The organism is Amycolatopsis sp. CA-211722 (assembly GCF_056828465.1).
Window position 1 is genome coordinate 8,650,151 of the sequence record NZ_CP184752.1, and the last position, 21,760, is coordinate 8,671,910.

At 69.6% G+C, this 21,760-nt stretch carries 20 protein-coding genes; 7 read left to right on the forward strand and 13 right to left on the reverse strand.

The genetic code is table 11. From position 1 onward, the window contains the following. Window positions 1-117: 117 nt before the first annotated feature. The 4 genes from ACOCEP_RS39690 to ACOCEP_RS39705 form a co-directional block, all read right to left on the reverse strand. A complete protein-coding gene (locus tag ACOCEP_RS39690; protein WP_482335072.1) occupies window positions 118-2,379 on the reverse strand; it encodes a bifunctional SulP family inorganic anion transporter/carbonic anhydrase in 2,262 nt (753 codons plus the stop codon). A gap of 239 nt (window positions 2,380-2,618) precedes the next feature. Continuing rightward, complete coding sequence (locus ACOCEP_RS39695) at window positions 2,619-3,899, reverse strand: adenosylmethionine--8-amino-7-oxononanoate transaminase (RefSeq protein WP_482335073.1); 1,281 nt, start codon at window positions 3,897-3,899, stop codon at window positions 2,619-2,621. Window positions 3,900-3,924: 25 nt separating this feature from the next. Continuing rightward, window positions 3,925-5,124 carry a cytochrome P450 family protein gene (locus ACOCEP_RS39700; protein WP_482335074.1) on the reverse strand — a complete coding sequence of 400 codons (1,200 nt, stop codon included), beginning with the start codon at window positions 5,122-5,124 and terminating at the stop codon, window positions 3,925-3,927. Between the two features lie 24 nt (window positions 5,125-5,148). Beyond that, window positions 5,149-5,502, reverse strand: coding sequence for an SRPBCC domain-containing protein (locus ACOCEP_RS39705; protein ID WP_482339908.1), 354 nt, complete (start codon window positions 5,500-5,502; stop codon window positions 5,149-5,151). A gap of 124 nt (window positions 5,503-5,626) precedes the next feature. On the opposite strand from ACOCEP_RS39705, the gene ACOCEP_RS39710 reads away from it, so the two are divergent. Continuing rightward, window positions 5,627-6,250 carry a nucleoside/nucleotide kinase family protein gene (locus tag ACOCEP_RS39710; RefSeq protein WP_482335075.1) on the forward strand — a complete coding sequence of 208 codons (624 nt, stop codon included), beginning with the start codon at window positions 5,627-5,629 and terminating at the stop codon, window positions 6,248-6,250. A gap of 180 nt (window positions 6,251-6,430) precedes the next feature. Here the strand turns inward: ACOCEP_RS39710 and ACOCEP_RS39715 are convergent, their stop codons facing one another. The 3 genes from ACOCEP_RS39715 to ACOCEP_RS39725 all read right to left on the reverse strand — a co-directional run bounded on the left by ACOCEP_RS39715 (window position 6,431) and on the right by ACOCEP_RS39725 (window position 9,406). Then, the gene (locus ACOCEP_RS39715; protein ID WP_482335076.1) at window positions 6,431-7,588 is read right to left on the reverse strand and encodes a glycosyltransferase family 4 protein; all 1,158 of its coding nucleotides are present in this window, start codon (window positions 7,586-7,588) and stop codon (window positions 6,431-6,433) included. 77 nt (window positions 7,589-7,665) lie between these two features. Then, complete coding sequence (locus ACOCEP_RS39720) at window positions 7,666-8,718, reverse strand: C40 family peptidase (protein ID WP_482335077.1); 1,053 nt, start codon at window positions 8,716-8,718, stop codon at window positions 7,666-7,668. Between the two features lie 445 nt (window positions 8,719-9,163). After that, on the reverse strand, window positions 9,164-9,406 hold the full coding sequence (locus ACOCEP_RS39725) for a hypothetical protein (protein ID WP_482335078.1): 243 nt from the start codon (window positions 9,404-9,406) through the stop codon (window positions 9,164-9,166). Window positions 9,407-9,598: 192 nt separating this feature from the next. Between ACOCEP_RS39725 and ACOCEP_RS39730 the strand changes: the two genes are divergently transcribed. Continuing rightward, window positions 9,599-10,591 carry a hypothetical protein gene (locus ACOCEP_RS39730; protein WP_482335079.1) on the forward strand — a complete coding sequence of 331 codons (993 nt, stop codon included), beginning with the start codon at window positions 9,599-9,601 and terminating at the stop codon, window positions 10,589-10,591. Between the two features lie 61 nt (window positions 10,592-10,652). On the opposite strand, the gene ACOCEP_RS39735 is transcribed toward ACOCEP_RS39730, so the two are convergent. Further along, complete coding sequence (locus ACOCEP_RS39735) at window positions 10,653-12,041, reverse strand: NYN domain-containing protein (RefSeq protein WP_482335080.1); 1,389 nt, start codon at window positions 12,039-12,041, stop codon at window positions 10,653-10,655. Between the two features lie 84 nt (window positions 12,042-12,125). Between ACOCEP_RS39735 and ACOCEP_RS39740 the strand changes: the two genes are divergently transcribed. Both ACOCEP_RS39740 and ACOCEP_RS39745 read left to right on the forward strand, forming a co-directional pair. Continuing rightward, complete coding sequence (locus ACOCEP_RS39740; RefSeq protein ID WP_482335081.1) at window positions 12,126-13,844, forward strand: DEDD exonuclease domain-containing protein; 1,719 nt, start codon at window positions 12,126-12,128, stop codon at window positions 13,842-13,844. A gap of 40 nt (window positions 13,845-13,884) precedes the next feature. Beyond that, window positions 13,885-14,169, forward strand: a complete 285-nt coding sequence (locus ACOCEP_RS39745) for an Lrp/AsnC family transcriptional regulator (protein ID WP_482335082.1) — start codon at window positions 13,885-13,887, stop codon at window positions 14,167-14,169. Window positions 14,170-14,244: 75 nt separating this feature from the next. Here the strand turns inward: ACOCEP_RS39745 and qcrB are convergent, their stop codons facing one another. The 4 genes from qcrB to ctaE are packed head-to-tail and all read right to left on the reverse strand — an operon-like array spanning window position 14,245 to window position 18,536. Continuing rightward, on the reverse strand, window positions 14,245-15,912 hold the full coding sequence (gene qcrB / locus ACOCEP_RS39750; RefSeq protein ID WP_482335083.1) for a cytochrome bc1 complex cytochrome b subunit: 1,668 nt from the start codon (window positions 15,910-15,912) through the stop codon (window positions 14,245-14,247). Continuing rightward, complete coding sequence (gene qcrA, locus ACOCEP_RS39755) at window positions 15,909-17,042, reverse strand: cytochrome bc1 complex Rieske iron-sulfur subunit (protein ID WP_482335084.1); 1,134 nt, start codon at window positions 17,040-17,042, stop codon at window positions 15,909-15,911. Before qcrA ends, qcrB begins: the two co-directional genes overlap by 4 nt. Continuing rightward, window positions 17,039-17,857 (reverse strand): cytochrome bc1 complex diheme cytochrome c subunit, encoded by an 819-nt coding sequence (gene qcrC, locus ACOCEP_RS39760; protein ID WP_038510197.1) that lies wholly within the window; start codon window positions 17,855-17,857, stop codon window positions 17,039-17,041. Before qcrC ends, qcrA begins: the two co-directional genes overlap by 4 nt. A gap of 55 nt (window positions 17,858-17,912) precedes the next feature. Then, window positions 17,913-18,536 (reverse strand): aa3-type cytochrome oxidase subunit III, encoded by a 624-nt coding sequence (gene ctaE / locus ACOCEP_RS39765; RefSeq protein ID WP_091599208.1) that lies wholly within the window; start codon window positions 18,534-18,536, stop codon window positions 17,913-17,915. Between the two features lie 95 nt (window positions 18,537-18,631). Between ctaE and ACOCEP_RS39770 the strand changes: the two genes are divergently transcribed. Genes ACOCEP_RS39770 through trpD form a run of 3 tightly spaced genes read left to right on the forward strand, consistent with a single transcriptional unit; the run spans window position 18,632 to window position 20,555 of the window. Beyond that, window positions 18,632-19,066, forward strand: coding sequence for a hypothetical protein (locus ACOCEP_RS39770; RefSeq protein WP_482335085.1), 435 nt, complete (start codon window positions 18,632-18,634; stop codon window positions 19,064-19,066). Between the two features lie 42 nt (window positions 19,067-19,108). Continuing rightward, window positions 19,109-19,519 carry a hypothetical protein gene (locus ACOCEP_RS39775; protein WP_016336048.1) on the forward strand — a complete coding sequence of 137 codons (411 nt, stop codon included), beginning with the start codon at window positions 19,109-19,111 and terminating at the stop codon, window positions 19,517-19,519. A gap of 4 nt (window positions 19,520-19,523) precedes the next feature. Continuing rightward, window positions 19,524-20,555 carry an anthranilate phosphoribosyltransferase gene (trpD, locus tag ACOCEP_RS39780; protein ID WP_482335086.1) on the forward strand — a complete coding sequence of 344 codons (1,032 nt, stop codon included), beginning with the start codon at window positions 19,524-19,526 and terminating at the stop codon, window positions 20,553-20,555. Between the two features lie 199 nt (window positions 20,556-20,754). Here trpD and ACOCEP_RS39785 read toward each other — a convergent pair whose 3' ends face one another. After that, the gene (locus ACOCEP_RS39785; protein WP_482335087.1) at window positions 20,755-21,720 is read right to left on the reverse strand and encodes a helix-turn-helix domain-containing protein; all 966 of its coding nucleotides are present in this window, start codon (window positions 21,718-21,720) and stop codon (window positions 20,755-20,757) included. Between the last annotated feature and the right edge of the window lie 40 nt (window positions 21,721-21,760).

A 21,760-nucleotide genomic window follows, 5' to 3' on the forward strand; every position in this document is an offset into this window, starting at 1 on the left:
GCCTTGCGGGCTCCCGAATCCTGGGATCTATCGATCGGCCGCCCGGCCAACTTCGGGCCGATTGCGCGTGAAGGCCCCTTCCCTCGGCTCAGCCGAGGGAAGGGGGCCTTCACGCGCTTAAGACTTCACCGGGGTCGCCGCCGAGGTGAACGACCGCAGCGCTTCGTCGAGCAGGTACACGTTCGCCTTCCCGACGTCGAAGTACATCCCCGTCAGCCGGAGTTCGCCCCGCGCCAGCGCGGCCTCCACCACCGGGTACGAGCGCAGGTTTTCCAACTGCTGCACCACGTTGTGCAACGCGAGCAGATCCGCCTCGTGGCCGGGACGGGCACCGTCGAGCAGCACGGGCCCTTCACTTTCCCTGCGCCGCATCGTCGCCTCGCCATGACGCAGCCAGCCACCGAGGTGCACGAGTCCGGTGGGCGCGTCACCGAGCAGCGCCTTCATCGCCCCGCAGCCGGAATGCCCGCACACCACCACTTCCCGCACCCGCAGCAGCCCGACGGCGTACTCGATCGCCGCCCCCACCGAGAAATCCGCTTCGGCACTGGCGTGCGGGACGAGATTTCCGATGTTCCGTACGGTGAACAGGTCCCCCGGCCCGCTGGTGGTGATCAGGTTCGGCACGATCCGGGCGTCGCCACAGGTGACGAACAACGTGTGCGGCCGCTGCCCGTTCGCGAGCCCGTCCCACGTACTCCGCAGCAGCGGCGCCGTCCGCCGCTGGAACTCCGAAGCACCCCGGCACAACGGAACACTGCCACCGCGCTGACCCGGCAGTTCGAGATGTTCGGCCTGCCATTGCGACCACGGCGCGAGCCACCGCGGCACCACGCGCGAGGCGACGCCGCGGCGCACGGTCGGGACGCCCGCCTTCCCGCGGCCGAACCAGGGATGGCCGATCTCGTCGACGATCACGGTCCCTCCGGCCCGCTCGTACGCGCGCTGCCAGCCGCGCAGGCAGTCGAAAGCGGCGTGGTCGAGGTAGTCGACGAACAGTTCGAGCGTCACCTCCGAACGTCCGGGGACTTCGGCGAGGACGGTCGTGAGCCTTGGCACGGAAAGGAAAGTGAGCGCGCCCTCGATGACGACGCGGCTCCGGGGGCCGTCCCGCTCGACGTGGATCCCGGAGAACAGCATCCGGCGCAGCATCAGCGCGAGCGCCACCACGATCCCCGCGGCGACGCCGGTGAGCAGGTCGACCGCGACCGCGCCGAGCAGGGTCGCGAGGTAGACCGGCAGGTCACCGTGGCGGCGGACCTCGCGGAGATTGGTGAGGTTGACCAGTTTCGCGCCGACGTAGACGAGGAGACCGGCGAGCGCCGCCAGCGGGATCAGCCGCAGCGCGCCCGCCAGGAACAGGCAGCAGCCGAGGATCCAGACGCTGTGCAGGATCGCCGACATCCGGGTGCGGGCGCCCGCTTCGTAGTTGGTCATGGTGCGCACGACTACGCCGGTGACCGGGAATCCGCCGAGCGACCCGGAAGCGGCGTTCGCCAGGCCCTGCCCGATCAGCTCGCGGTCGAGGTCGGTGCGCGGCCCGTCGCGGAGTTTGTCGATCGCGACGGCGGAAAGCAGGCTCTCCAGGCTGGCGATGAGCGCGATGGAGAGGACCGCGGCGATGATCGCGGCCCAGGAACCGGACGGCACCTCGGGGACGAAACCCAGCCCTGGCAAGCCGTTCGGGAGGTCGACGCGCGGCAGGTCCATCCCGGCCGCGACGGAAAGGCCGGTCGCCAGCGCGACGGCGGCGAGCGGGCCGGGAACGCGGCGCACCGAACGCGGCATCCGCGTCCAGGCCAGCAGAACACCGACGGTGACGACACCGATCAGCGCGGCCTGGTCGTGGTGCCCGACGATCCGGCCCGGCAGCGCGAGGACGTTCTCGACCGCGGAACTCCGAGGTGTGCCGCCGAGCACGACGTGCAGCTGGCCGAGGACGAGGATCAACCCGATCCCGGCGAGCAGGCCGTGCACGATGGCGGGCGAGATCACCAGGCTCGCCCGCGCGACCCGGCAGACGCCGAAGAGGATCTGGACCACGCCGGCCGCGGCGGTGATCGCACAGGTGGCGGCCCAGCCGAAGGTGGCGATGGTCTCCGCGATGACGATGGTCAGCGCCGCGGAGGGACCGCTGACTTGAAGGACGGAGGCGCCGAAGAGGCTCGCGACGATCCCGCCGACGACGGCGGAGACGAGTCCGGCGAGCAAGGGGGCCCCGGCGGCGTGTGCGACGCCGAGCGAAAGCGGGACGGCCACGAGGAAGACGACGACCGAAGCCGGGATGTCGTGGCGAAGGTTCTTCAGGAGGGTCGATGCGGGATTGCTGCGGCGGCCCGGAGGTCCGGTGTCGTGCTCGTCACCAACGAAGTCGATCATGGGGGCAGGAAACCCGATCGGCGCGCAAAAGTCCGCTACGCAAAGGATTCTCAGGTTTGCTTGTGCGCCGGGGAACTAGGGCATACCACGCTTTGCCGACAAACCGCCCGAGTTGGACCTCGATCGGACTCGCCCGTTCGCCTGACCAAGATCAACTCGCGACCACGCTCTGTACCCAGCGTGGCCCCTCCGGTTTGCTGTGGCCGCTGTCACACTCTTTGGGCTGAATTTCGCCGTATTTACGCTTTTTGTGCGGCCGAGACCATTGCGGAGGTGATCGTGGCGAGGTCGTCCGCCCCGGCGATGTACGGCGGCATCGTGTAGATCAGGTTCCGGAACGGGCGCAGCCAGACCCCGTTCGCGGTGAGGACCTCGGTCGCCACCGCCATGTCCACGGGATGGTCCAGCTCCACCACGCCGATGGCGCCGAGCACCCGCACGTCGGCGACCGCCGGCAGCTCGCGAGCCGGTTCGAGCCCGGCTATCAGCGCCGCCTCGATCCGCGGGACGTCGGACTTCCAGCCGCCTTCGGCCAGGATCCCCAGCGAGGCGTTGGCGACGGCCGAGGACAGCGGGTTCGCCATGAACGTCGGGCCGTGCGCCAGCACCGGCAGCTCACCGCGCGAGATCCCGTCGGCGATCTCCGGCGTGCACAGCGCCGCCGCCATCGTGAGGTAACCACCGGTCAGCGCCTTGCCGAGGCACAGGACGTCCGGCGTGACCCCGGCGTGCTCGGCGGCGAACATCGTGCCGGTGCGGCCGAAACCGGTGGCGATCTCGTCGAAGATCAGCAGGACTCCGTTGGCCTCGGTGATCTCGCGCAGCGCGCGCAGGTACGCGGGCGGGTGGAACCGCATCCCGCCGGCGCCCTGCACGACCGGCTCGACGATGACCGCGGCCAGTTCGCCCGCGTGCCGCTCGATCTCGGTGGCGAGCAGTTCGAGGTACGCCGGGTCCGGCTCGTCGGCGAATCCGCCGGGGGGTCTGGGCAGGAACAGCTGATCCGGCAGGATCCCGCGCCACAGCGAGTGCATCCCGCCCTCGGGGTCGCAGACGCTCATCGGCGTGAACGTGTCGCCGTGGTAACCGCCGCGCCAGGTCATCAGGCGCCGCTTTTCCTTGCGCCCCACCGACTGCCAGTACTGCAGGCACATCTTGACGGCGACCTCGACCGACACCGACCCGGAATCGCACAGGAAGACGTGCCGCAAACCCTCCGGCGCGAGGTCGACCAGCGTCTTCGCCAGCCTGATGGCCGGTTCGTGGGTGAGCCCGCCGAACATCACATGACTCATCCGGCCCGCCTGCTCGGCCAGCGCCGCGTCCAGCACCGGGTGCCGGTAGCCGTGGATCGCCGCCCACCAGGACGACATGCCGTCGACCAGCTCACGGCCGTCGTCGAGGGTGAGCCGGACCCCGCTCGCCTCACGCACGAGCAGGGAATCGATCGTGCTCGGCATCGGCCCGTACGGGTGCCAGACGTGTTCCGCGTCGAGCGCGAGGAGTTCGGCGGCGTCCATCCGGCGACCCTACGACACCCTCTCCTCAGCGCAGGCGCACAGGGAGGGTTTCCAGGCCGTGGACGAGGGTGCTTTCCCGCCACCGCAAGGCTTCCGGCTCGGCGTCGAGGCTCAGCGCCGGGAACCGCTCCAGCAGCCCGCGCAACGCGATCTCGGCCTCCAGCCTGGCCAGCGGGGCGCCGACGCAGTAGTGGATGCCGTGGCCGAACGCGAGATGCCCGGCCGCCGGCCGCGTGACGTCCAGCCGATGCGGGTCCTCGAACCGCCCGGCGTCGCGGTTCGCGCCGAGCAGGGAGACGAGCACGAACTCGCCGGCCGGGATCTCGACGTCACCGACCGGGACGGGTTCCTTGGTGAACCGGATGGTCGCCAGGTGGATCGCGCCGTCGTAGCGCAGGAACTCCTCGATCGCGCCGGGCAGCAGGGCGGGATCGGCACGGAGCGCGGCCAGCTGTTCCGGCTCCCGGAGCAGCGCCAAGACGCTGTTCGCGATCAAGTTGACCGTCGTCTCGAATCCCGCCACCAGCAGCAGGAACGCCATGGCCAGCAATTCCTCCGCGGAGAGCGAATCGCCTTCGTCGCTGGCGTGGATCAGGCCCGAAAGCAGGTCTTCGGCAGGCTCGGCGCGCTTCTCCTCGATGAGGTCCACGAGGTACGCGTGCATCTTCGCCGCCGCGGCCTGGAGCTCCTCCGGCGTCGACCAGGCGACCATCGTGTTCGACCAGGTCGCGAACGCCGGCTGGTCGCCCGCGTGGACGCCGAGCAGTTCACAGATCACCCGGATCGGCAACGGGACGGCGAAGGAGGGCAGGAGATCGACGCGCTCGGCGTCGCCGATGCCGTCCAGCAGCTCCGCGGTGATCTGCTCGATCCGCGGCCGCAGCCGGGAAACCGTGCGCGAGGTGAAGGCCTGGTTGACCAGTTTGCGCAGCCGGGTGTGGTCCGGCGGGTCCGAGTTGAGCATGTGCGCGCCGAGCGCGCGGACGGCGTTGTCGGCCGCCGATTCGAAGCCGTCACGTTCGAAGAGCCGCCGGATGGCCGCGGGATCCTTGCCGACGCGGGAATCCGCGAGGACCGCGCGGGCCTCGGCGTACCCGGTGACGATCCAGACGTTCAGCCCGCGCGGCAGCCGGACCTTGCGGGCCGGGCCCTCTTCACGCAGCAGCTCCGAAACCCGGTGTGGATCCTGGACGAGCTCCCAGTCCAGGTTCTTCGGTTCCCCCATCGGTACGCCTCCCCGGCGCGCCGCTCAGCGTTCGGCCAGCGCGGCCACCACTCGCTCGGTCACTTCGGTCCAGTATGCCCGCTGTTCCTCACGTTCGTCGGCGCCCGCGAGCCACTCCTGGTGGAAGCGGAGCGTGGTCTTCTGCTCGGTTCCGCTCACCGTGATCTGCAGGGTCGAGTCGTGGTCCCAGTCCTTCGGCCGCCAGGTCAGGCGGAGCTTGTCGCCCTCGGAGCGGCCGCGGATCTCGCCGGTCGTCCCGTTCGCCGTCTCGTACGCCGCGCCCAGCTCGGTGCCGAGCTCGGCGCCCGGGCCGAGCCAGATGCCCACGCCCTCGCGTCCGACCAGGAAGTCCCACACCTGGGTGCCGCTGTACGGCACCGTCTGGGAAACGCCTACCTGCCAACCACTTCCGGCTGTTTTGGCCGTTGTCTTGGTCACCGGGCCATCATCCCATCGGGTGTACGGTGCGACAGTCACCGGTCCGGGTGGAGGATCTCTGTCTGTGCGCTACCGTCCGATTTCTCCCGCTCTGCTGGTCTCCGAACTGACCCAGCGCATCACGGCGATCACGGGCCGCCGCCGGATCGCGGTCGCGATCGACGGCGCGGCCGGTGCGACCAACACCACAGAACTCGCCGACGCCCTGGTCGATCCCCTGCGCGTCGCCGGTCACGCGGCGTTGCGGGTCTCGGCGAACGACTTCCTCAGGCCGGCCTCGCTGCGCTTCGAACGCGGCAAGGAAGACCCGGATTCCCGCTACACCGACTGGCTCGACCTCGGTGCCCTGCGTCGCGAGGTGCTGGACCCGCTCGCCGAGGACGGCAGCGGGCAGGTCCTCCCGTCGCTGTGGGATCCGGTCCGCGATCGCGCCACCCGTGCCGAACGCGTCGGCCTGCCCGAGGGCGGCGTCGTCCTGCTGGACGGTGAATTCCTCTTCGGGGCGGGGCTCGCCTTCGACCTGAGCGTGCACCTGTGGCTCTCGCCCGCCGCGCTCAAGCGGCGGGTGCCCGAGGAATGGGCGCTCCCCGCGTACGAACGCTACGAACGGGAAGTCGACCCGTCGGCATTGTCCGACGTGGTGATCCGCGTCGACGATCCGAAGCATCCGGCGCGCTACGAACCCTGACTCCTCAGAGCCTGTTGGCGGAGCTGAGGACGGCCTCGTAGAACGGACCTAACGCATGAACCCGCCCGGCCGGAGGCCCCGCTATCGCGGTGGCAGGGCGCCCTGGTCACCCACAGGAACGAGCTTTACCAGGTCGCGCCCTGCCGACGTCGATCGCGGCGCGGGTTCACCAACAGACACTCAGCGCACCGCCGCGACGGGGTCGCCGTCGAGCAGCTCGGAAAGCCTGCCCGCCATGGTGTCCCAGCGCCAGTTCTCGCCGACCCATTCGCGGCCGGCGGCCCCCATTCGCCGCGCCCGCACCGGATCCGCCAGCAACGCGGCCAGCGTCTCCCGCAGCTGCCGCTCGTCACGGCCGTCGACGACGTGCCCGGTGACCTCGTCCAGCACCGTTTCCGGCGCGCCACCGGAGTTCCCGGCGACGACCGGCAGCCCGGTCGCCGATGCCTCCAGGTACACGATGCCCAGGCCTTCGACGTCGAGCCCTTTCCCCCGCGTCCGCGCGGGCATCGCGAAGACGTCACCCGCGTTGTAGTGCGCGGGCAGCTCCTTCCACGGCACGGATCCGGTGATGACGACGCTGTCTTCGACGCCCATCGCCTCCACGAGCCCGGTGAGCGTCTTGCGGTACGGCCCGCCGCCGACGAGCAGCAGCGCCACGTCCGGGATCCGCTTGCGGAGCTCGGGCAGGATCTTGATCAGCATGTCCTGGCCCTTGCGCGGGACCAGCCGCGAAACGCAGACGATCGTCGGACGATCGCCGAGCCCGTGCCGCTCGCGGATCTCCTTGCCCGCGGCCGGATCCGGGCGGTAGAGCGCGGTGTCCACGCCGCACGGGAGCATCTCCAGCCCCGCCATCGGGCCGAAGGCGGCCGAGAACCGGGAGCGCGTGTACTTGCTGACGTAGGTGATGACGTCGACGGTGTCGCCGATTCGCCGCAACGCCTGGCGGGAACCCGGCAGCATCGACCAGCCGACCTCGTGGCCGTGCGTGGACGCCAGGACCCGGCGGGCACCCGCCGACCGGAGCGGATGGCCCAGCAACGCCAGCGGCGCCGCGGCGCCGAACCAGACGGCCTCGCAGTCACGGGCGCGCATGATCTCCTTGGCGCGTTTGAGCACGTCCGGGGTCGGCAGCATCAGCGACGTCGGATGGCGCACCACCTCGAACGGGGCGGCGGCGTCGAACTCGCCGTGCGAGCCGGTGCTCGATTCCCAGGACGGCGCGTAGACGACCAGGTCGTCCGCGGGCAGGCGGGTGGCCAGCGAGTTCAGGTAGTTCTGGATACCGCCAGGCCGGGGCGGGAAGTCGTTGGTCACCAGCAGCGTCCTCAGCACCCCTGCAGGCTACTTGGCCCTCCGCAGGCGAAAGGGGCGGCACCGCTCGCGCGGTACCGCCCCTTGTCGTCTGTTCGTCAGGCCGTCGGGCGACGGGCGCCGACGTAGTTGTTCTGCAGCGGCGACACCTTGACGACGTCACCGGTGGTCGGCGCGTGCACCATCATGCCGTTGCCGACGTACATGCCGACGTGCGAGACCGGCGAGTTGTAGAACACCAGGTCGCCCGGCTGGAGCTGCGAACGCTGCACCGCGGCGCCGAAGGTCGACTGCTGACGGCTGGACCGCGGCAGGGTGAGCCCCGCCTGCTTGTACGCCCAGAGCATCAGACCGGAGCAGTCGAACGACGACGGGCCGGTGTCACCCCAGCCGTACGGGCTGCCGAGCTTGCTCTTCGCGGCGGCCAGCGCGGTCGCCGCGGCGGGACCCGGAGCGGGCACGTTGGGGAACGCGCCGCCCTTGTCCTTCTGGGCGTTGCGGTCCGAGGCGCTGAGGTTGTTGCTCGCGCGCTGGATCTCGCCGAGCTGGTCGTTCAGCGTCTTCTGGCGCGCCTCGATGTCCGTGGTCAGCTTGGCGGCCGTGTCACGGGCGGCGGTGGCCGCGTTCTGCGCGTCCGCCGCCTGCTTGGCCGCGGCCGCGGCCTGGGCGACGGCACCGCTCAGGTTGTTGAGGGCGGTGTTCTTGTTCGCGGCGAGGACCTCGAGTGCCGAGGAACGCTCCAGGAAGTCCTGGGTCGACGCGCCCGACAGCAGCGACGACAGCTTGTTCAGCTGCACACCGCTGGTGAAGGAGGCACCGGCGAACCGGTTCACCTCGGCCTGGAACGTCTTCTCGTCTCCGGCCGCCTTGACACCGAGTTCCTTGGCGGCGGCGGCGTCCGCTGTCGCCTTGTCGAGCTCGCTCTGCTTCGCGGCGAGGTCGTCCTTCGCCTTGAGGAGGTCTTCGTTCGCCTTCTCCGCCTGTGCCGCGAGGTCGCGGTACTTGGCGAGCGCGTCCGAGCCGGACGGGGGCTGTTGGAGGGCGGGGCCTGGGGCGGCAGTGGCGGGGGGCTGGACGACGGTCACCGCGGTGATCACCGCGGCCGCGGCCAAAGCTCCTGACACCACGCGCTTCACTGGATGCGACTGCACGGTCGCGCGTGTCTCCTTTGCTGTCGGCCACCGACTCGGAACCCGGGACGAAGAGGTCGGGGGCCCTCTTCCGCGAAGCCGCGACGCCGGCCGTGAGGCCCGCGCGGTTCCCCGCGTTCCCGCCGTGCGCCTGGCCGAGAGCTATCGCAACAGGTTTGGCGCGTGGCTGGTTCTGACGCAACTCCCCGACAAAGCTGCCTCGGTGGCGATCCCGTGTCGTCGTCCGGCGACGACTTCCGGCCACGAGATCTCGGACAGGTTACGAAACCACGGGCACGACGTCCACCATGGCAGGCGCAAAAACTCTGCGTGATGCGCCGAAACACCTTCGGACCAGCATGAGCGGAAAGTTGTGACGGGCGTTACATCCTGGGGCCTGTCGCGACTACCTACCGTTCACCCGATCGGATCGACCACTCGCCGAATGTCCCGGTAGTGGCGTGTCTCAGGCGGTTTTCCGGCGCTCCTGCTCCACGATCGCGACCATCCGGAGGCGCGGGACCATCCCCGCCTCCGCGAGCGCGTCGATCGCTTTCCGTTCGTCGGCGTCCCATTCGAGCGCCGGGGGCGCGCCGAGAAGGACGCTGACGACACAGTCATGACATGCGTCACCGCGGACCGCGCACCGGTCGCAATCGATGACGAACGTCTCTATGTCGGCTATGTCGGCGATGGCCTTGTCGTCCATCTCGAACTCCTCACTTTCAGTGGTGAGGTGCACCTTAAGAGCGACCACCGACAGTTTCGGCCTCGTGAGTGGTAAGGACGGTTCTAACCGTCCTTACCACTCACGAGACCTGAGCTGTCCACAACCGCTCCGCCCATCCACAACTTTCGGCAGTCTTTCCTTCTCGTCCCCTGCCCAGGCCACCGTGGACGTGTGCCCCTACACAAACGCTGGTCGGAAGAAGCCATTCCGGCCGAACAACGACCCAGCTGGCCCGTCCTGCTGCAGGAACAGCACGGCATCGTGACCAGAGCCCAGCTGCTGGCCTATGGGCACAGCAAGGCCGACATCGTCGCGAACCTGGAGGCAGGACGCTGGCAGCGTGTGCTGCCGCGGGTCTACGCGACCTTCACCGGTCCTCTCCCGAGATCGGCCTGGATTCATGCCGCGCTCAGCTACGGAGGCGGCCACGCGGTGCTGAGCCATCGCACCGCGGCTGAGGAATGGCGGCTCCTACCGGTCGAGGAGGGGCCGATCGAGATCACCGTGCCGTATTCCAGTTCCGCCATTTCCCAGCCTCCGCTGGTGGAAGTGCACCGGTCGCGAGCGCTCCCGTACTCCGCGGCCGAGGCATGGCCTCCACGCACCAAACGCACGGACACGATCGTCGATCTGGCGGTCTCCCAGGCCACTGCACGCGACGCGGTGAACGTCGTCGTCGACCTGGTCAGCCGGAGCAAGGTCCCGGTCTCCGCGATGCGGGACTGCGTCTCGATGCGCCCGCCTTTCCGCTTTCGCGCCGAGATCCAGCGAGGCCTCGAGCTGGTGGCCGGCGGCCTCATGTCGGCGCTCGAAGTGGAGTTCAAGGAGCAGGTCGAGGAGAGACACGGCCTGCCGCCGGGTGACCGGCAGACAGCGGTCGAAGTCGACGGAAAGACGTTGTGGGAGGACGTCACTTACGACTCACGAGGCGCGGCCCTGACCGTCCGGCTGGACGGGCGAGCCACCCACGCGATGGACGCCGTCGCGTTCCGGGACCGCCGCCGGGACAACGCGGCCGAACTAGCCGGCCGGGCGCGTCTGGTCTACGGCTGGAAGGACGTCCGGAATTCGCCGTGCCAGGTCGCGGCTGAGGTGCGGGTGGTCCTCATACGGGAGGGGTGGCGACCGACGAGCGAGCGCGTCACCTGCCCGACGTGCTCGTGAGTGGTAAGGACGGTTCTAACCGTCCTTACCACTCACGAGACCCCAACGCCCTCTGTCACCTTCACACCCGGCTCAGCCGCGACACCAGCACCGCCGACGGAACAGGGTGCGCGCCCTTGCGCCGCACCGAGTCGGCCACCGCGCGGTCCGTGCTCGCGACCACCATCGGTCGCCCTGGCGGCTCCGCCGCGACCAGGGACCGGATGACGTCGTCCGCGAGGACACCGCGTTCGGAGAACAGCACCCGCACCCCGCGCGGCACCGCGGCGGGCACGGAGAGCACACCGGCGCCGTCGAACACGACGGTGACCTCGGCCGAAGTCCGCGCGGCGAGCGCGGAAAGCTGGTGGATCAGCCGGTCGCGCTGGTCGGAAAGCGCCAGCTCCGGATATCCGGTCTTCGTGACGTTGTAGCCGTCGACGATCAGGTGCACGTTGGGCAGCGCCAGATGCCGGTCGAGCCCCGTGACGTCCTGGATCTTGCCGCCCGCCCCGAGACCCGACGTCGCGCCGCGGACCATGTCCGCCGGCCGCTGTCCCCGCGCGCTCACCGAAAGCTCCCGGCGCAGCCCGCCGACGGCGCCTTCGATCGTGTCCAGCAGCAACCCGAGCCTCACCTCGTCGGCCTGACGCGCCTCGCGCGCGGACTGACGGGCGATCTCAGCGTCCGTGACGGCCTTCTCGGCCCGCGCCCGCTCCGCCGCGACACGCTGCCTCTCACGGTCCAGCTGGGCCTTCAGCGCCTTGATCTCCTCAGCGCTCTCGGCGCCGCCGCTCTCCAGCTGTGCGTGGGCCTCGGCGACGGCGTCCTTCGCCTGGCGCAGCTGGACACCTTGTTCTCGCAAGCGCTTCAGGAGCTTCTCGACCTCGGCGTCGCGTTCTCCCCGCGCGCCACTGGCGATCTCCTTGGCCTCACGCAACTCCTCGCGCAGCTGGGCCAGTTCGGCCTCCAGCCGCTGATTGCGGGCCAGCGCCGCGTCCCGTTCGGCGCGCAACGCCGTCTCCTCGGCGTTCTTCGCCACCAGGCGGACCCGCCCGGCCGCGCCCGCCTCGCCGAGGAGCACGGCGGCGGCCGCGGCGGCGACGGAATCGGGGGCGTTCGGGTCGAGGGCGTCCTTGCGGTGGTCTCGCAGCCATTCGGTGACCGCGACCCGGAACTGCGAAGACTCCCCCAACGCGGCGAGCAACGCCGTCCCGCCGAGTTTCGCGCGTTTCGCCGGGGCGAACTTCGCGACCGGGCGCAGCTGCCTCGGCACGTCGGCGGACGGCAGTTTGCCGACGGCGGCGGCCGCGAGCTCGGCGATCCGCTCCCGCACGGTCTCCGGCAAGGAGGTCCAGCCTTCGGCGGGCACCTCTTCGGACGTCTCCTGCGCGCCCGCGGACGCCACGACACCCGAGAGGCCGCCGGTGGCGTCCTCGGGCGTTTCGGGCACTGCGGGCTGCGGTTGCATCGCTCCAGCGTAGGCCCCATCCCCTCGGGGCGCGCTCGATGGGACACCCGGGATTGTCGGTGCCCGCCCCTACTGTGCCCGACCATGGACACCGGACGGCGGCCCGGCGCGGCGCAACTCGCCTTCGACGAGCTGGGAACTCCCTTGCGGGACATCACTTTCGTCGTATTCGACCTGGAGACCACGGGGACGAAACCCGGTCCGGACGGGATCACCGAGATCGGGGCGGTCAAGATCCGCGCCGGTGAGGTCGTCGGCGAATTCGCCACCTTCGTCAATCCGGGGATGCCGATCCCGCCGCAGATCGTCGAGCTCACCGGCATCACCAGCGCGATGGTCTACGACGCTCCCCGCATCGAGCGCGTGCTGCCCGCCTTCCTCGAGTTCATCTCCGGCGCCGTGCTCGTCGCGCACAACGCCGCCTTCGACACCGGCTTCATGCGCGCGGCGTGCGAAGGCCACGGTTACCACTGGCCGAAGACGGCCGTCGTCTGCACGGTCCGGCTCGCCCGCCGGGTCATCTCCCGCGACGAGACGCCCAGCTACCGGCTTTCCGCGCTGGCCGCGTTGTTCGGCGCGCGCACGACGCCCAACCACCGCGCGCTCGCGGACGCGCGCGCCACCGTCGACGTCCTGCACGCCCTGCTGGAACGAGTGGGCAACCTCGGCGTCCACACCCTTGAGGAGCTGCTGGACTATCTGCCCGAGGTGACCGCCGCCCAGCGCCGCAAACGGTCGCTGGCCGAGCATCTGCCGTCGAGGCCCGGTGTCTACCTGTTCCGCGGCCCGAGCGACGAGGTCCTCTACGTCGGGACGTCGTCCGATCTGCGCCGCCGGGTCCGGCAGTACTTCACCGGTTCGGAGAGCCGGGGCCGGATCAGGGAGATGGTCGCGCTGGCCGAACGGGTCGACGCCGTCGAATGCGCCCACGCGCTGGAGGCCGCCGTCCGGGAGCTGCGGCTGATCGCCGCCCACCGCCCGATGTACAACCGCCGTTCCAAGAACCCGCGGCACGCGTGGTGGGTCGCGCTGACCGAGGAGGCGTTCCCGCGCCTGTCGGTGGTCCGCATGCCGCGAGACGGGATGCTGGGGCCCTTTCGCACCCAGACCGACGCCCGGACCGCCGCGGACACCCTCGCCGGCGCCTCGGGCCTGCGGACGTGCACCCAGCGCATCTCGGCCACCGCGCCGGACGGGACGCCCTGTGTCCTCGCCGAGCTCGGACGGTGCGGGGCGCCGTGCGCCGGGAAGCAGACGATCGAGGCGTACCGGCCGAGCGTGCTGGCGGTGTCCGGGCTCATCGCCGGGACGGACGGACGTCCGCTGCGGGCCGCCGCCGACCAGCTGGCCCGCCTGTCCGCGGCGGAGCACTACGAGCAGGCCGCTCAGCATCGCGATCATCTGGCCGGGCTGATCCGCGCGGTCGGCCGCGCGCACCGGCAGTCGGCGCTGGCGGGTATCCCGGAGCTGATCGCCGCCGGGCCGGACGGGAACGGCGGCTGGGAGCTGGCGGTGATCCGGCACGGCAGGCTCGCGTCGGCGGGGGTCGCGCGGCGCGGGGTGCCGCCGATGCCGGTCGTCGAGATGCTCGTGGCGTCCGCGGAGACGGTGATCCCGGGGCCAGGCCCGCTCTTCGGCGCGATCCCGGAGGAGATCGGCATCCTCCTGCGCTGGCTGACCCGCCCGGGCGTCCGGCTCGTGCGCACGACGCGTCCTTGGGCGGAGCCCGCCGCCGCGGGCGGCTGGCAGGAATGGCTCGACCTGGCGGCGAGCGCGACGGCGCTGGAACGCGTGGCGGGCTAGGATTCCGGCACCGGATTCCCTTGAACCAGGAGGCGCTCTAGTGATCACCGCGATCGTGTTGATCCAGGTCGAAGCCGATGCCATCCCCGAGGCGGCACAGACGATCGCGGACATCGACGGTGTCCGCGAGGTCTATTCCTGCGCGGGTGACGTCGATCTGGTCGCTTCGGTCCGGGTCACGGCCCACGAAGACCTCGCGGATCTGATCCCGGCGAAGATCGGCAAGGTCCCCGGCGTGCTGAGCACGGTCACGCATATCGCGTTCCGCTCGTACTCGAAGGCCGACAAGGAGTCCGCGTTCGACATCGGCGTCGAAGGCGCCTGAGCCTCCCCAAGTACGTGAAGGCCCCCTTCACTGCGTCTAGCGCAGTGAAGGGGGCCTTCACGTATTTCTGACGAGCTAGTGCCCGGAGGTGATCTCCTTGCGCTCCTCCGAAGGCTCGCCACCGATGTCGTCGACCTTGCCGTTGCCGTGCCCGTTGGCCCGGGCGCGCTCCAGCGCGATCGTCTCCTCGACCGGGTCCGGGGACCAGGTCGAACCGGCGACGGCGTGCCCGGCCGAGCCGAGCTTGTTCATCTTCTTCGGCACCGACGCGCCCTGGTACTCGAGCGGGATCGCGTGACCGTGGTCGTCCACCGGGCCGAGCGGCTGGTGGATCTCGATGAACTCACCGTGCGGCAGGCGCTTGATGATGCCGGTTTCGACACCGTGCTCCAGCACCTCGCGGTCGGCCCGCTGGAGGCCGAGGCAGATCCGGTAGGTGATGTAGTACGCGATCGGCGGGGCCAGCAGGACACCGATCCGGCCCGCCCACGTCGTCGCGTTCAGCGAGATGTCGAAGGCGAACGCGATGATGTCGTTGAAGCCCGAGAGCATGATGACCGCGAAGAACGTCAGGGCCATGATGCCCAGCGAGGTCCGCACCGGGACGTCGCGCGGGCGCTGCAGCAGGTTGTGGTGCGCGGTGTCCTTGGACAGCTTTCGCTCGATCCAGGGATACATCAGCAGCAACCCGATCAGCAGTGGCATCCCGATCGCGCCGGGGAAGAACACCGCCGGAACCGTGTAGTTCCCGAGGTAGAGCTCCCACGCGGGCCAGATCCGCAGCATACCGTCGGCCCAGGCCATGTACCAGTCCGGCTGCGAACCCGCCGAGACCTGCGCCGCGTTGTACGGGCCGATGTTCCAGATCGGGTTGATCTGGAAGAGGCCCGACATCAGCGCGATGATGCCGGTGACCAGCGCGAAGAACGCACCGCCCTTGAGCGCGAAGACCGGCATGATGCGGACGCCGACGACGTTGGTCTCCTTGCGGCGCACGCCAGGGAACTGCGTGTGCTTCTGGTACCAGACGAGCGCGAGGTGCGCGGCCACCAGGCCGAGCATGATGCCCGGCAGCAACAGGATGTGGATCGTGTACAGGCGCGGGATGATCTCGTTGCCGGGGAACTCCCCGCCGAACAGCGCCCAGTGGATCCAGGTGCCCATGACCGGCACCGAGAGCACGATGCCCGACAGGGTCGCGCGGATACCGGTACCGGAGAGCAGGTCGTCCGGGAGCGAGTAGCCGAAGAAGCCCTCGAACATGCCCAGGACCAGCAGCAGCGCGCCGATGACCCAGTTCGCCTCACGCGGGCGCCGGAACGCACCGGTGAAGAAGATCCGGAACATGTGCACCATCATCGAGGCCACGAAGATCAGCGCGGCCCAGTGGTGCAGCTGGCGGACGAACAGGCCGCCGCGGACGTCGAACGAGATGTCCAGCGTGGTCGCGAAGGCCCGCGACATCTCGACGCCCTGCAGGCCGGTGTAGCTGCCGTTGTAGACGACCTCCTCCATGGAGGGGTCGAAGAACAGCGTGAGATAGACACCCGACAGCAACAGGATGATGAAGCTGTAGAGCGCGATCTCGCCGAGCAGGAACGACCAGTGCGTCGGGAACACCTTGTTGAGCTGGTGCCGCATGCCCTTGGCCAGGTGATACCGGTCGTCGGCCCACTTCGCACCAGCGCCCGCGGCCTTCTCGACCGGGTTCGTCCCCTTCGTCGGGGTGGTGAGTGAACTCATGACTTACGCTCCCAAAAGGCCGGTCCGACGGCCTCGTTGAAGTCTCCGCGCGCGATCAGGTAGCCCTCAGAGTCCACTGTAATCGGAAGCTGGGCCAACGGCCTCGTCGCCGGCCCGAAAATCGGCTTGGCGTAGTGGAGCGCGTCGAACTGCGACTGGTGACAGGGGCAGAGGATCCGGTTGGTCCGCTGCTCGTACAGCGAGGTCGGGCAGCCCACGTGGCTGCAGATCTTCGTGTACGCGTAGTAGTCGCCGAAGTTGTAGTCCTCCTGGCCCTGACGCTTGACGACCTTGGCGGCGTCGGTCGGGCGGAGACGGATCAGCATGACCGGGTTGTCGACCCGCTTGAAGGCGGCCGACAGCGCGTGCTCGTCGTTCTTCTCGGAATCGCGGTACGGGAACACCGTCTCCATCGCGCCCGCGTCGAGGTCCTCGGCCTTGACCAGGGAGATCTCGTGCGGACGGCCGGTGTTGCGGCGCAGGTAGACCTTCTCTTCCGGGAAGTTCTTCTTCCAGCCCGAGTGCCACAGCGAATCGCGGTTCTCGGTGTCCTTCCACGGGTCCTTGATGAAGGACGCGACCGGCAGCGCCGCGACGGCGAGACCGAGCACACCGGCGCCGGCACCCGCGGACCGCTTGATCATCGAGCGGCGGGCGATGGTGCTGCGGCTGCCCGAGTCGGCGAGCTGGGCGACGATGGTGGCCTTGTCGACCTCCTTGGAGCCGCCGTCCCCGCGCTCCTGGACCGAGACCTCGGCCGGGATGAACTTCTTGGTGTAGAGGATCACCCCGATACCGAGGCTGAGCACGGCCAACCCGAGGGTGATCCCGAGCAGCGGCGTGTACAGCGTGTACTGGGTGTAGCCGTGCGTGCCCGGCTCCTTGTACTCGAACCAGTGCGGCCACGCGATGAGGACCACGAACGCGAGGCCGGACAGCGCGGCCAGCACGAACCAAAGGGCGACGGCGCGCTCGGCGCGCTTCTCCGCCCTGGTCCCCTCGACCGGCCACGGCTGCGGGTACTCGACGATCTCGACACCGTCGAGCGCGGTACCCAGCTTGACCAGCTGGTCGCGATCCATGTCCGCCAATTCCGCCTCTGTCGGCGGCTTCGGCCCTTCGGCGCTCATGCCTTCGATCCAATCCACAACGTCACGCCGATCAGCGCGGCGATCCCGACGATCCACGCGATCGCGCCCTCCGAAGCCGGGCCAAGACCGCCGAGCGAGCTACCGCCGGGTGCGTTGTTCCCATCGCTCACGGACTTCACGAACGCGATGATGTCCTTCTTCTCCTCCGGCGACAGCTGCCGGTCGGAGAACTTGGGCATGTTCTGCGGCCCGGTGAGCATCGCGGTGTAGATCTGCTCCTCCGTGGCCGGGTCCAGGTTCGGGGCGAACTTGCCCGAGGAAAGCGCGCCTCCGCGGCCGGTGAAGCCGTGGCAGGAGGCGCAGTTGAGGCGGAAGAGCTCGCTGCCGCGCGCGACGTCCTCGCCGCGCAGCGCGTCGCCCTTCTCGGCGGGACGCTGGGCGCCGCCGCCGTTGGCCTGGATGTAGGCACCCAGCGCGTTGATCTCGGCCTCGCTCAGCTTCGGCGGCTTCCGCTGCGCCTGGGCTTCCTGGCGGACCGCCGGCATACGGCCGGTGGAGGTCTGGAAGTACACGGCCGCGTCGCCGATGCCGATGAGGCTCGGGCCACGGTCGGTGACACCTTCGAGCTTCGGCCCGTGACATTCGATACACGTGTTGTTGTAGAGCTTCTCGCCCTCACGCAGGAGGGCGGATTCGCCCTGCGCCTGCGCGGTCTGCGGCTCCGGGGCGAAAACGGCGTACAACCCGCCCACGCTGAGCAGCGCGATCCCGAGCGCCAGCGCGCCGGCGAACCGCCTGCGTGCCTTCGACCGCTTGCGGAAGCGGCGCTCCGTGTTGTTCTTGCTGGAGGTCATCTTGCGGCAACCCTTGCTGTCAGTTCAGGCCGATAGGTCGTGGTGGCGGCTTCGTTCACGGAAGGATGTAGATCACCGCGAACAGGCCCACCCACACGATGTCGACGAAGTGCCAGTAGTACGACACGACGATCGCCGAGGTGGCCTGAGCCGGGGTGAACTTGCTCAGCTTGGTGCGGATGAGCAAGTACACGAACGCGATGAGCCCGCCGATGACGTGCAGGCCGTGGAACCCGGTCGCGAGGTAGAAGACCGTGCCGTACGCGCCGGACGGGATCGTCAGCCCCTCGTGGATCAGGTTCAGGTACTCGTACGCCTGGCCACCCACGAAGATCGCGCCCATGATCAACGTGATGATGTACCAGCGGCGGAGGCCGAACACGTCACCCTTTTCGGCGGCGAACACACCGAACTGGCAGGTGAACGACGACGCCACGAGGATCACGGTGAACGGGATCGCCAGCGCGATGTTCAGGTGGAAGGGCTCACCGTGCAGCGGCGGCGGCCATTGGCCGGACGCGTTCTGCGCCTTCACGGTGAAGAACATGGCGAACAGTCCGGCGAAGAACATCAGTTCGCTGGACAGCCACACGATGGTGCCGACACTGACCATGTTCGGCCGGTTCAGCGAGTGGACCCGCTGGCTGATGGTGGGAGCTGCCGTTGTCACGCGTCGCATTATGTCCTCTCACGCACGGGGCCCGCCGGGTGGGTCCACGGCGGGTCGCGTGCGTGTCGGGTCACATCTGAACGAAAGTGGGAACAGGGCTACTCATGGGTTTACTAGATCGGCTTCGTGACCTGGTCAGGAAGCCTTCCGTCCCTGGCCTGACCGTCGACACGCCCGGAGTGGAGATCGTCGTGGAGGCCTTCGATCCCGCCGAGGCGGATTCTTCGGCGTTGGCCAGATCACCCGCTTGGGTCGCCGAAGCGCCCGCGATCCTGCGTCATCACTTGAAGCTGCCGCCCGAAAAGGTGGAAGAGGCGGCCTCGATCCTCGCCCAGGACGGCTGGGAGCTGCGAGAACAGGGCCCGGACGGCGCTTTCGCCCTCGCGCACGCGGTGCGGGTCCAGACCCTCGACGCGCTGCACTGCGCGCAGGAACGGTCACGGATGGCGGGCCTCGCGCAGCGGCTCGGCGGGGATTCGCTGGGGTGGGACGCGCTCCAGCCGTCGGGTGGTCCACGTGATGTCGGTCATGGCGGATAACATCGCGGGGTCGACATGACTAGACGAGGCGGAGGCGCGCTCATGGGCGAGCAGGCGATGCGGATCCTGGTGTTCAGCCACAAGGCGGAGGTGCGCGAGGCGATCATCAACGCCGTCGGCCGCAGGCCCGCCGCCGACCTCGGCCGGGTGGACTACACCGAGGCGTCCGGCATCTCCGAGGTCCTCGTCGAGATGGACGCGGGCAACGTGGACCTGGCCATCCTCGACGGCGAGGCCCAGCCGACCGGCGGCATCGGGCTGACCCGGCAGCTGAAGAACGAGATCGAGGATTGCCCGCCCATCGTGGTGTCGGTGCGGCGCAAGGACGACCGCTGGCTCGCGACCTGGTCGCAGGCCGACGCGGTGCTGGTCCACCCGCTCGACCCGCTGACCGCCGCCGAAACCGTCGCCGACGTGCTGCGCGCCCGGCGGGTGCCGGCCGTGCACGGCTGAGCCGATGGGCTCGGCAGCCAAGACCTGGCCCTCCCTGCTCAACCAGCTCATCGCGCGCGCGGACCTGTCCGAGGAGGACACCGCGTGGGCGATGGACCAGATCATGAGCGGGACGGCGACGCCCTCCCAGATCGCCGGGTTCGCCGTCGCGCTGCGCGCGAAGGGTGAGACACCGGCGGAGATCTCCGGCATGGCCGACGCGATGCTGGCGCACGCCAGGCGCGTGACGATCGACAGGCCGTCGGTGGACATCGTCGGCACCGGCGGCGACCGCTCGAATTCGGTCAACATCTCCACCATGGCCACGGTGGTGACGGCCGCGGCGGGCGCCCCGGTGGCCAAGCACGGCAACCGGAGCGCTTCGTCGAAGTCGGGCGCGGCCGACGTGCTGGAGGAGCTGGGCGTCACCATCGACCTGCCGCCGGAGACGGTCCAGCGCAGCGTGAACGAGCTGGGCATCGGCTTCTGCTTCGCGCCGAAGTTCCACCCCGCGCTCCGGCACGCCGGGCCGACCCGCGGCGAACTCGGCGTGCCGACGACGTTCAACCTGCTCGGTCCCTTGACCAATCCGGCGCAACCGCGCAGTTCGCTGATCGGCTGCGCGTACGAGGACAAGACCCGTGTACTGGCCGAGGTGTTCGCGCGACGCGGCATGACCGTACTGCTCGTGCGCGGCGACGACGGGCTGGACGAGATCACGACCACGACCACGAGTTCGGTGTGGGTGGTCTCCGGCGGCGAGATCACCGAGCGGAGCTTCGATCCCGCGTCGCTGGACATCCCCCGGGTGACCGCGGAGGACCTGCGCGGCGGCGACGCGGCGCACAACGCCGAGGTCTTCCGTCAGGTGATGGCCGGGAAGACCGGGCCGGTGCGGGACGCGGTGCTGCTCAACTCGGCGGCCGCGCTGGCGGCCTTCGCCGGGTTCTCGGGATCGCTGGAAGACGACCTGGCCGCCGGGTTCGCGCGGGCGGCGTCGGCCGTCGACTCCGGTGCGGCGGCCGACCTGCTGAACCGGTGGATCGCCTTCGCCTGACCCTGGGCTCGGCCTACCCTCGGTCCCGCAAAGGTCATGAAAGGGTCGTTCAAGACGTTTTTCGTCTTGAACGACCCTTTCATGACATTTGCGGGACCGTCGGCACCCCGCCGGACTCCACCCCTCGAGAGAGCGCTATGAACGGTCCGTTCCTTGCAAATTTTGCAAGGAACGGACCGTTCATAGCATCGGCGGCCAGTCACGAGTCGGTGCTGAAGCGCGCCCGGTAAGCCGTAGGCGTCAGTCCCGTGGCCCGCCGCAGCTGCGTACGCAGGTTCGCGGCGGTCCCGAAACCCGAAGCCCGCGCCACCAGGTCCAGCCGCTGCTCCCCGCGCTCGATCAGCCGGCACGCCAGCGCGATCCGTTCCGTGGTGAGCCACGCCAGCGGCGTCGTCCCCAGTTCGGCGCGGAACCGCCGGTGCAGCGTCGCCTGGCTGGCCGCCGCCCGCGCGGCGAGGTCGGCGACGGTGAGCGGACGGTCCAGCCGTTCCCGCGCCCAGGCGAGCACCGGCGCCAGCGAGGTGTCCGGCACCGGCGGCAGCGGACGCTCGACGAACTGCCGTTGCCCGCCGTCGCGATGCCCGGCGAACACCAGCCGCCTGCTCACCGCGTTCGCGATCTCGGCGCCGTGGTCCCGGCTGATCAGGTGCAGCCCCAGATCGAGCGCGGCCGCGCTGCCCGCCGCGGTGAGGACGTCGCCGTCGTCGACGAAGAGCACGTCGGGCTCCAGCAGTACTTCGGGGTACAGCTCACAAAAGAGGCCCGCCCACTTCCAGTGGGTCGTCGCGCGCCTTCCGTCCAGCACACCGGCCTGCGCGAGGGTGAAGGCGCCGGTGCAGAAGCTCACCAGCCGGGCACCCCGCTCCGACGCGGTGCGAATGGCCTTCACCACCGACGCCCTGGCCGGGGTCTCCGGATCGGGCCGGTTGGGCACGATCACCGTGTCCGCGGTCTCGACGGCATCGAGCCCGGCGACCCCGGTGAGCGTGAACATGCCCAGATGCATCCGCACCGACGGCTCGGCGGCGCACAGGGTGAAGCCGTACCAGGGCCGTTCCAGTTCCGGTCGCCGCAGGCCGAAGAGCTCGGTCGCGACGCCCATCTCGAAGGGATTGGATCCTTCGTCGACCAGGACGGCGACCTCGTGCGAGGAATCATGCGACATATGCGATTCCTAGCACTCACGCCCGCGGCGGTCCAGCGGC

Bases quoted from the DNA above. Each gene is read 5' to 3' on its own strand.
- ACOCEP_RS39690 (WP_482335072.1), bottom strand. From the start codon at position 2,379: ATGATCGACTTCGTTGGTGACGAGCACGACACCGGACCTCCGGGCCGC.
- ACOCEP_RS39695 (WP_482335073.1), bottom strand. From the start codon at position 3,899: ATGGACGCCGCCGAACTCCTCGCGCTCGACGCGGAACACGTCTGGCAC.
- ACOCEP_RS39700 (WP_482335074.1), bottom strand. From the start codon at position 5,124: ATGGGGGAACCGAAGAACCTGGACTGGGAGCTCGTCCAGGATCCACAC.
- ACOCEP_RS39725 (WP_482335078.1), bottom strand. From the start codon at position 9,406: ATGGACGACAAGGCCATCGCCGACATAGCCGACATAGAGACGTTCGTC.
- ACOCEP_RS39735 (WP_482335080.1), bottom strand. From the start codon at position 12,041: ATGCAACCGCAGCCCGCAGTGCCCGAAACGCCCGAGGACGCCACCGGC.
- ACOCEP_RS39740 (WP_482335081.1), top strand. From the start codon at position 12,126: ATGGACACCGGACGGCGGCCCGGCGCGGCGCAACTCGCCTTCGACGAG.
- qcrB (WP_482335083.1), bottom strand. From the start codon at position 15,912: ATGAGTTCACTCACCACCCCGACGAAGGGGACGAACCCGGTCGAGAAG.
- qcrA (WP_482335084.1), bottom strand. From the start codon at position 17,042: ATGAGCGCCGAAGGGCCGAAGCCGCCGACAGAGGCGGAATTGGCGGAC.
- qcrC (WP_038510197.1), bottom strand. From the start codon at position 17,857: ATGACCTCCAGCAAGAACAACACGGAGCGCCGCTTCCGCAAGCGGTCG.
- ctaE (WP_091599208.1), bottom strand. From the start codon at position 18,536: ATGCGACGCGTGACAACGGCAGCTCCCACCATCAGCCAGCGGGTCCAC.
- ACOCEP_RS39770 (WP_482335085.1), top strand. From the start codon at position 18,632: ATGGGTTTACTAGATCGGCTTCGTGACCTGGTCAGGAAGCCTTCCGTC.
- ACOCEP_RS39775 (WP_016336048.1), top strand. From the start codon at position 19,109: ATGGGCGAGCAGGCGATGCGGATCCTGGTGTTCAGCCACAAGGCGGAG.
- trpD (WP_482335086.1), top strand. From the start codon at position 19,524: ATGGGCTCGGCAGCCAAGACCTGGCCCTCCCTGCTCAACCAGCTCATC.
- ACOCEP_RS39785 (WP_482335087.1), bottom strand. From the start codon at position 21,720: ATGTCGCATGATTCCTCGCACGAGGTCGCCGTCCTGGTCGACGAAGGA.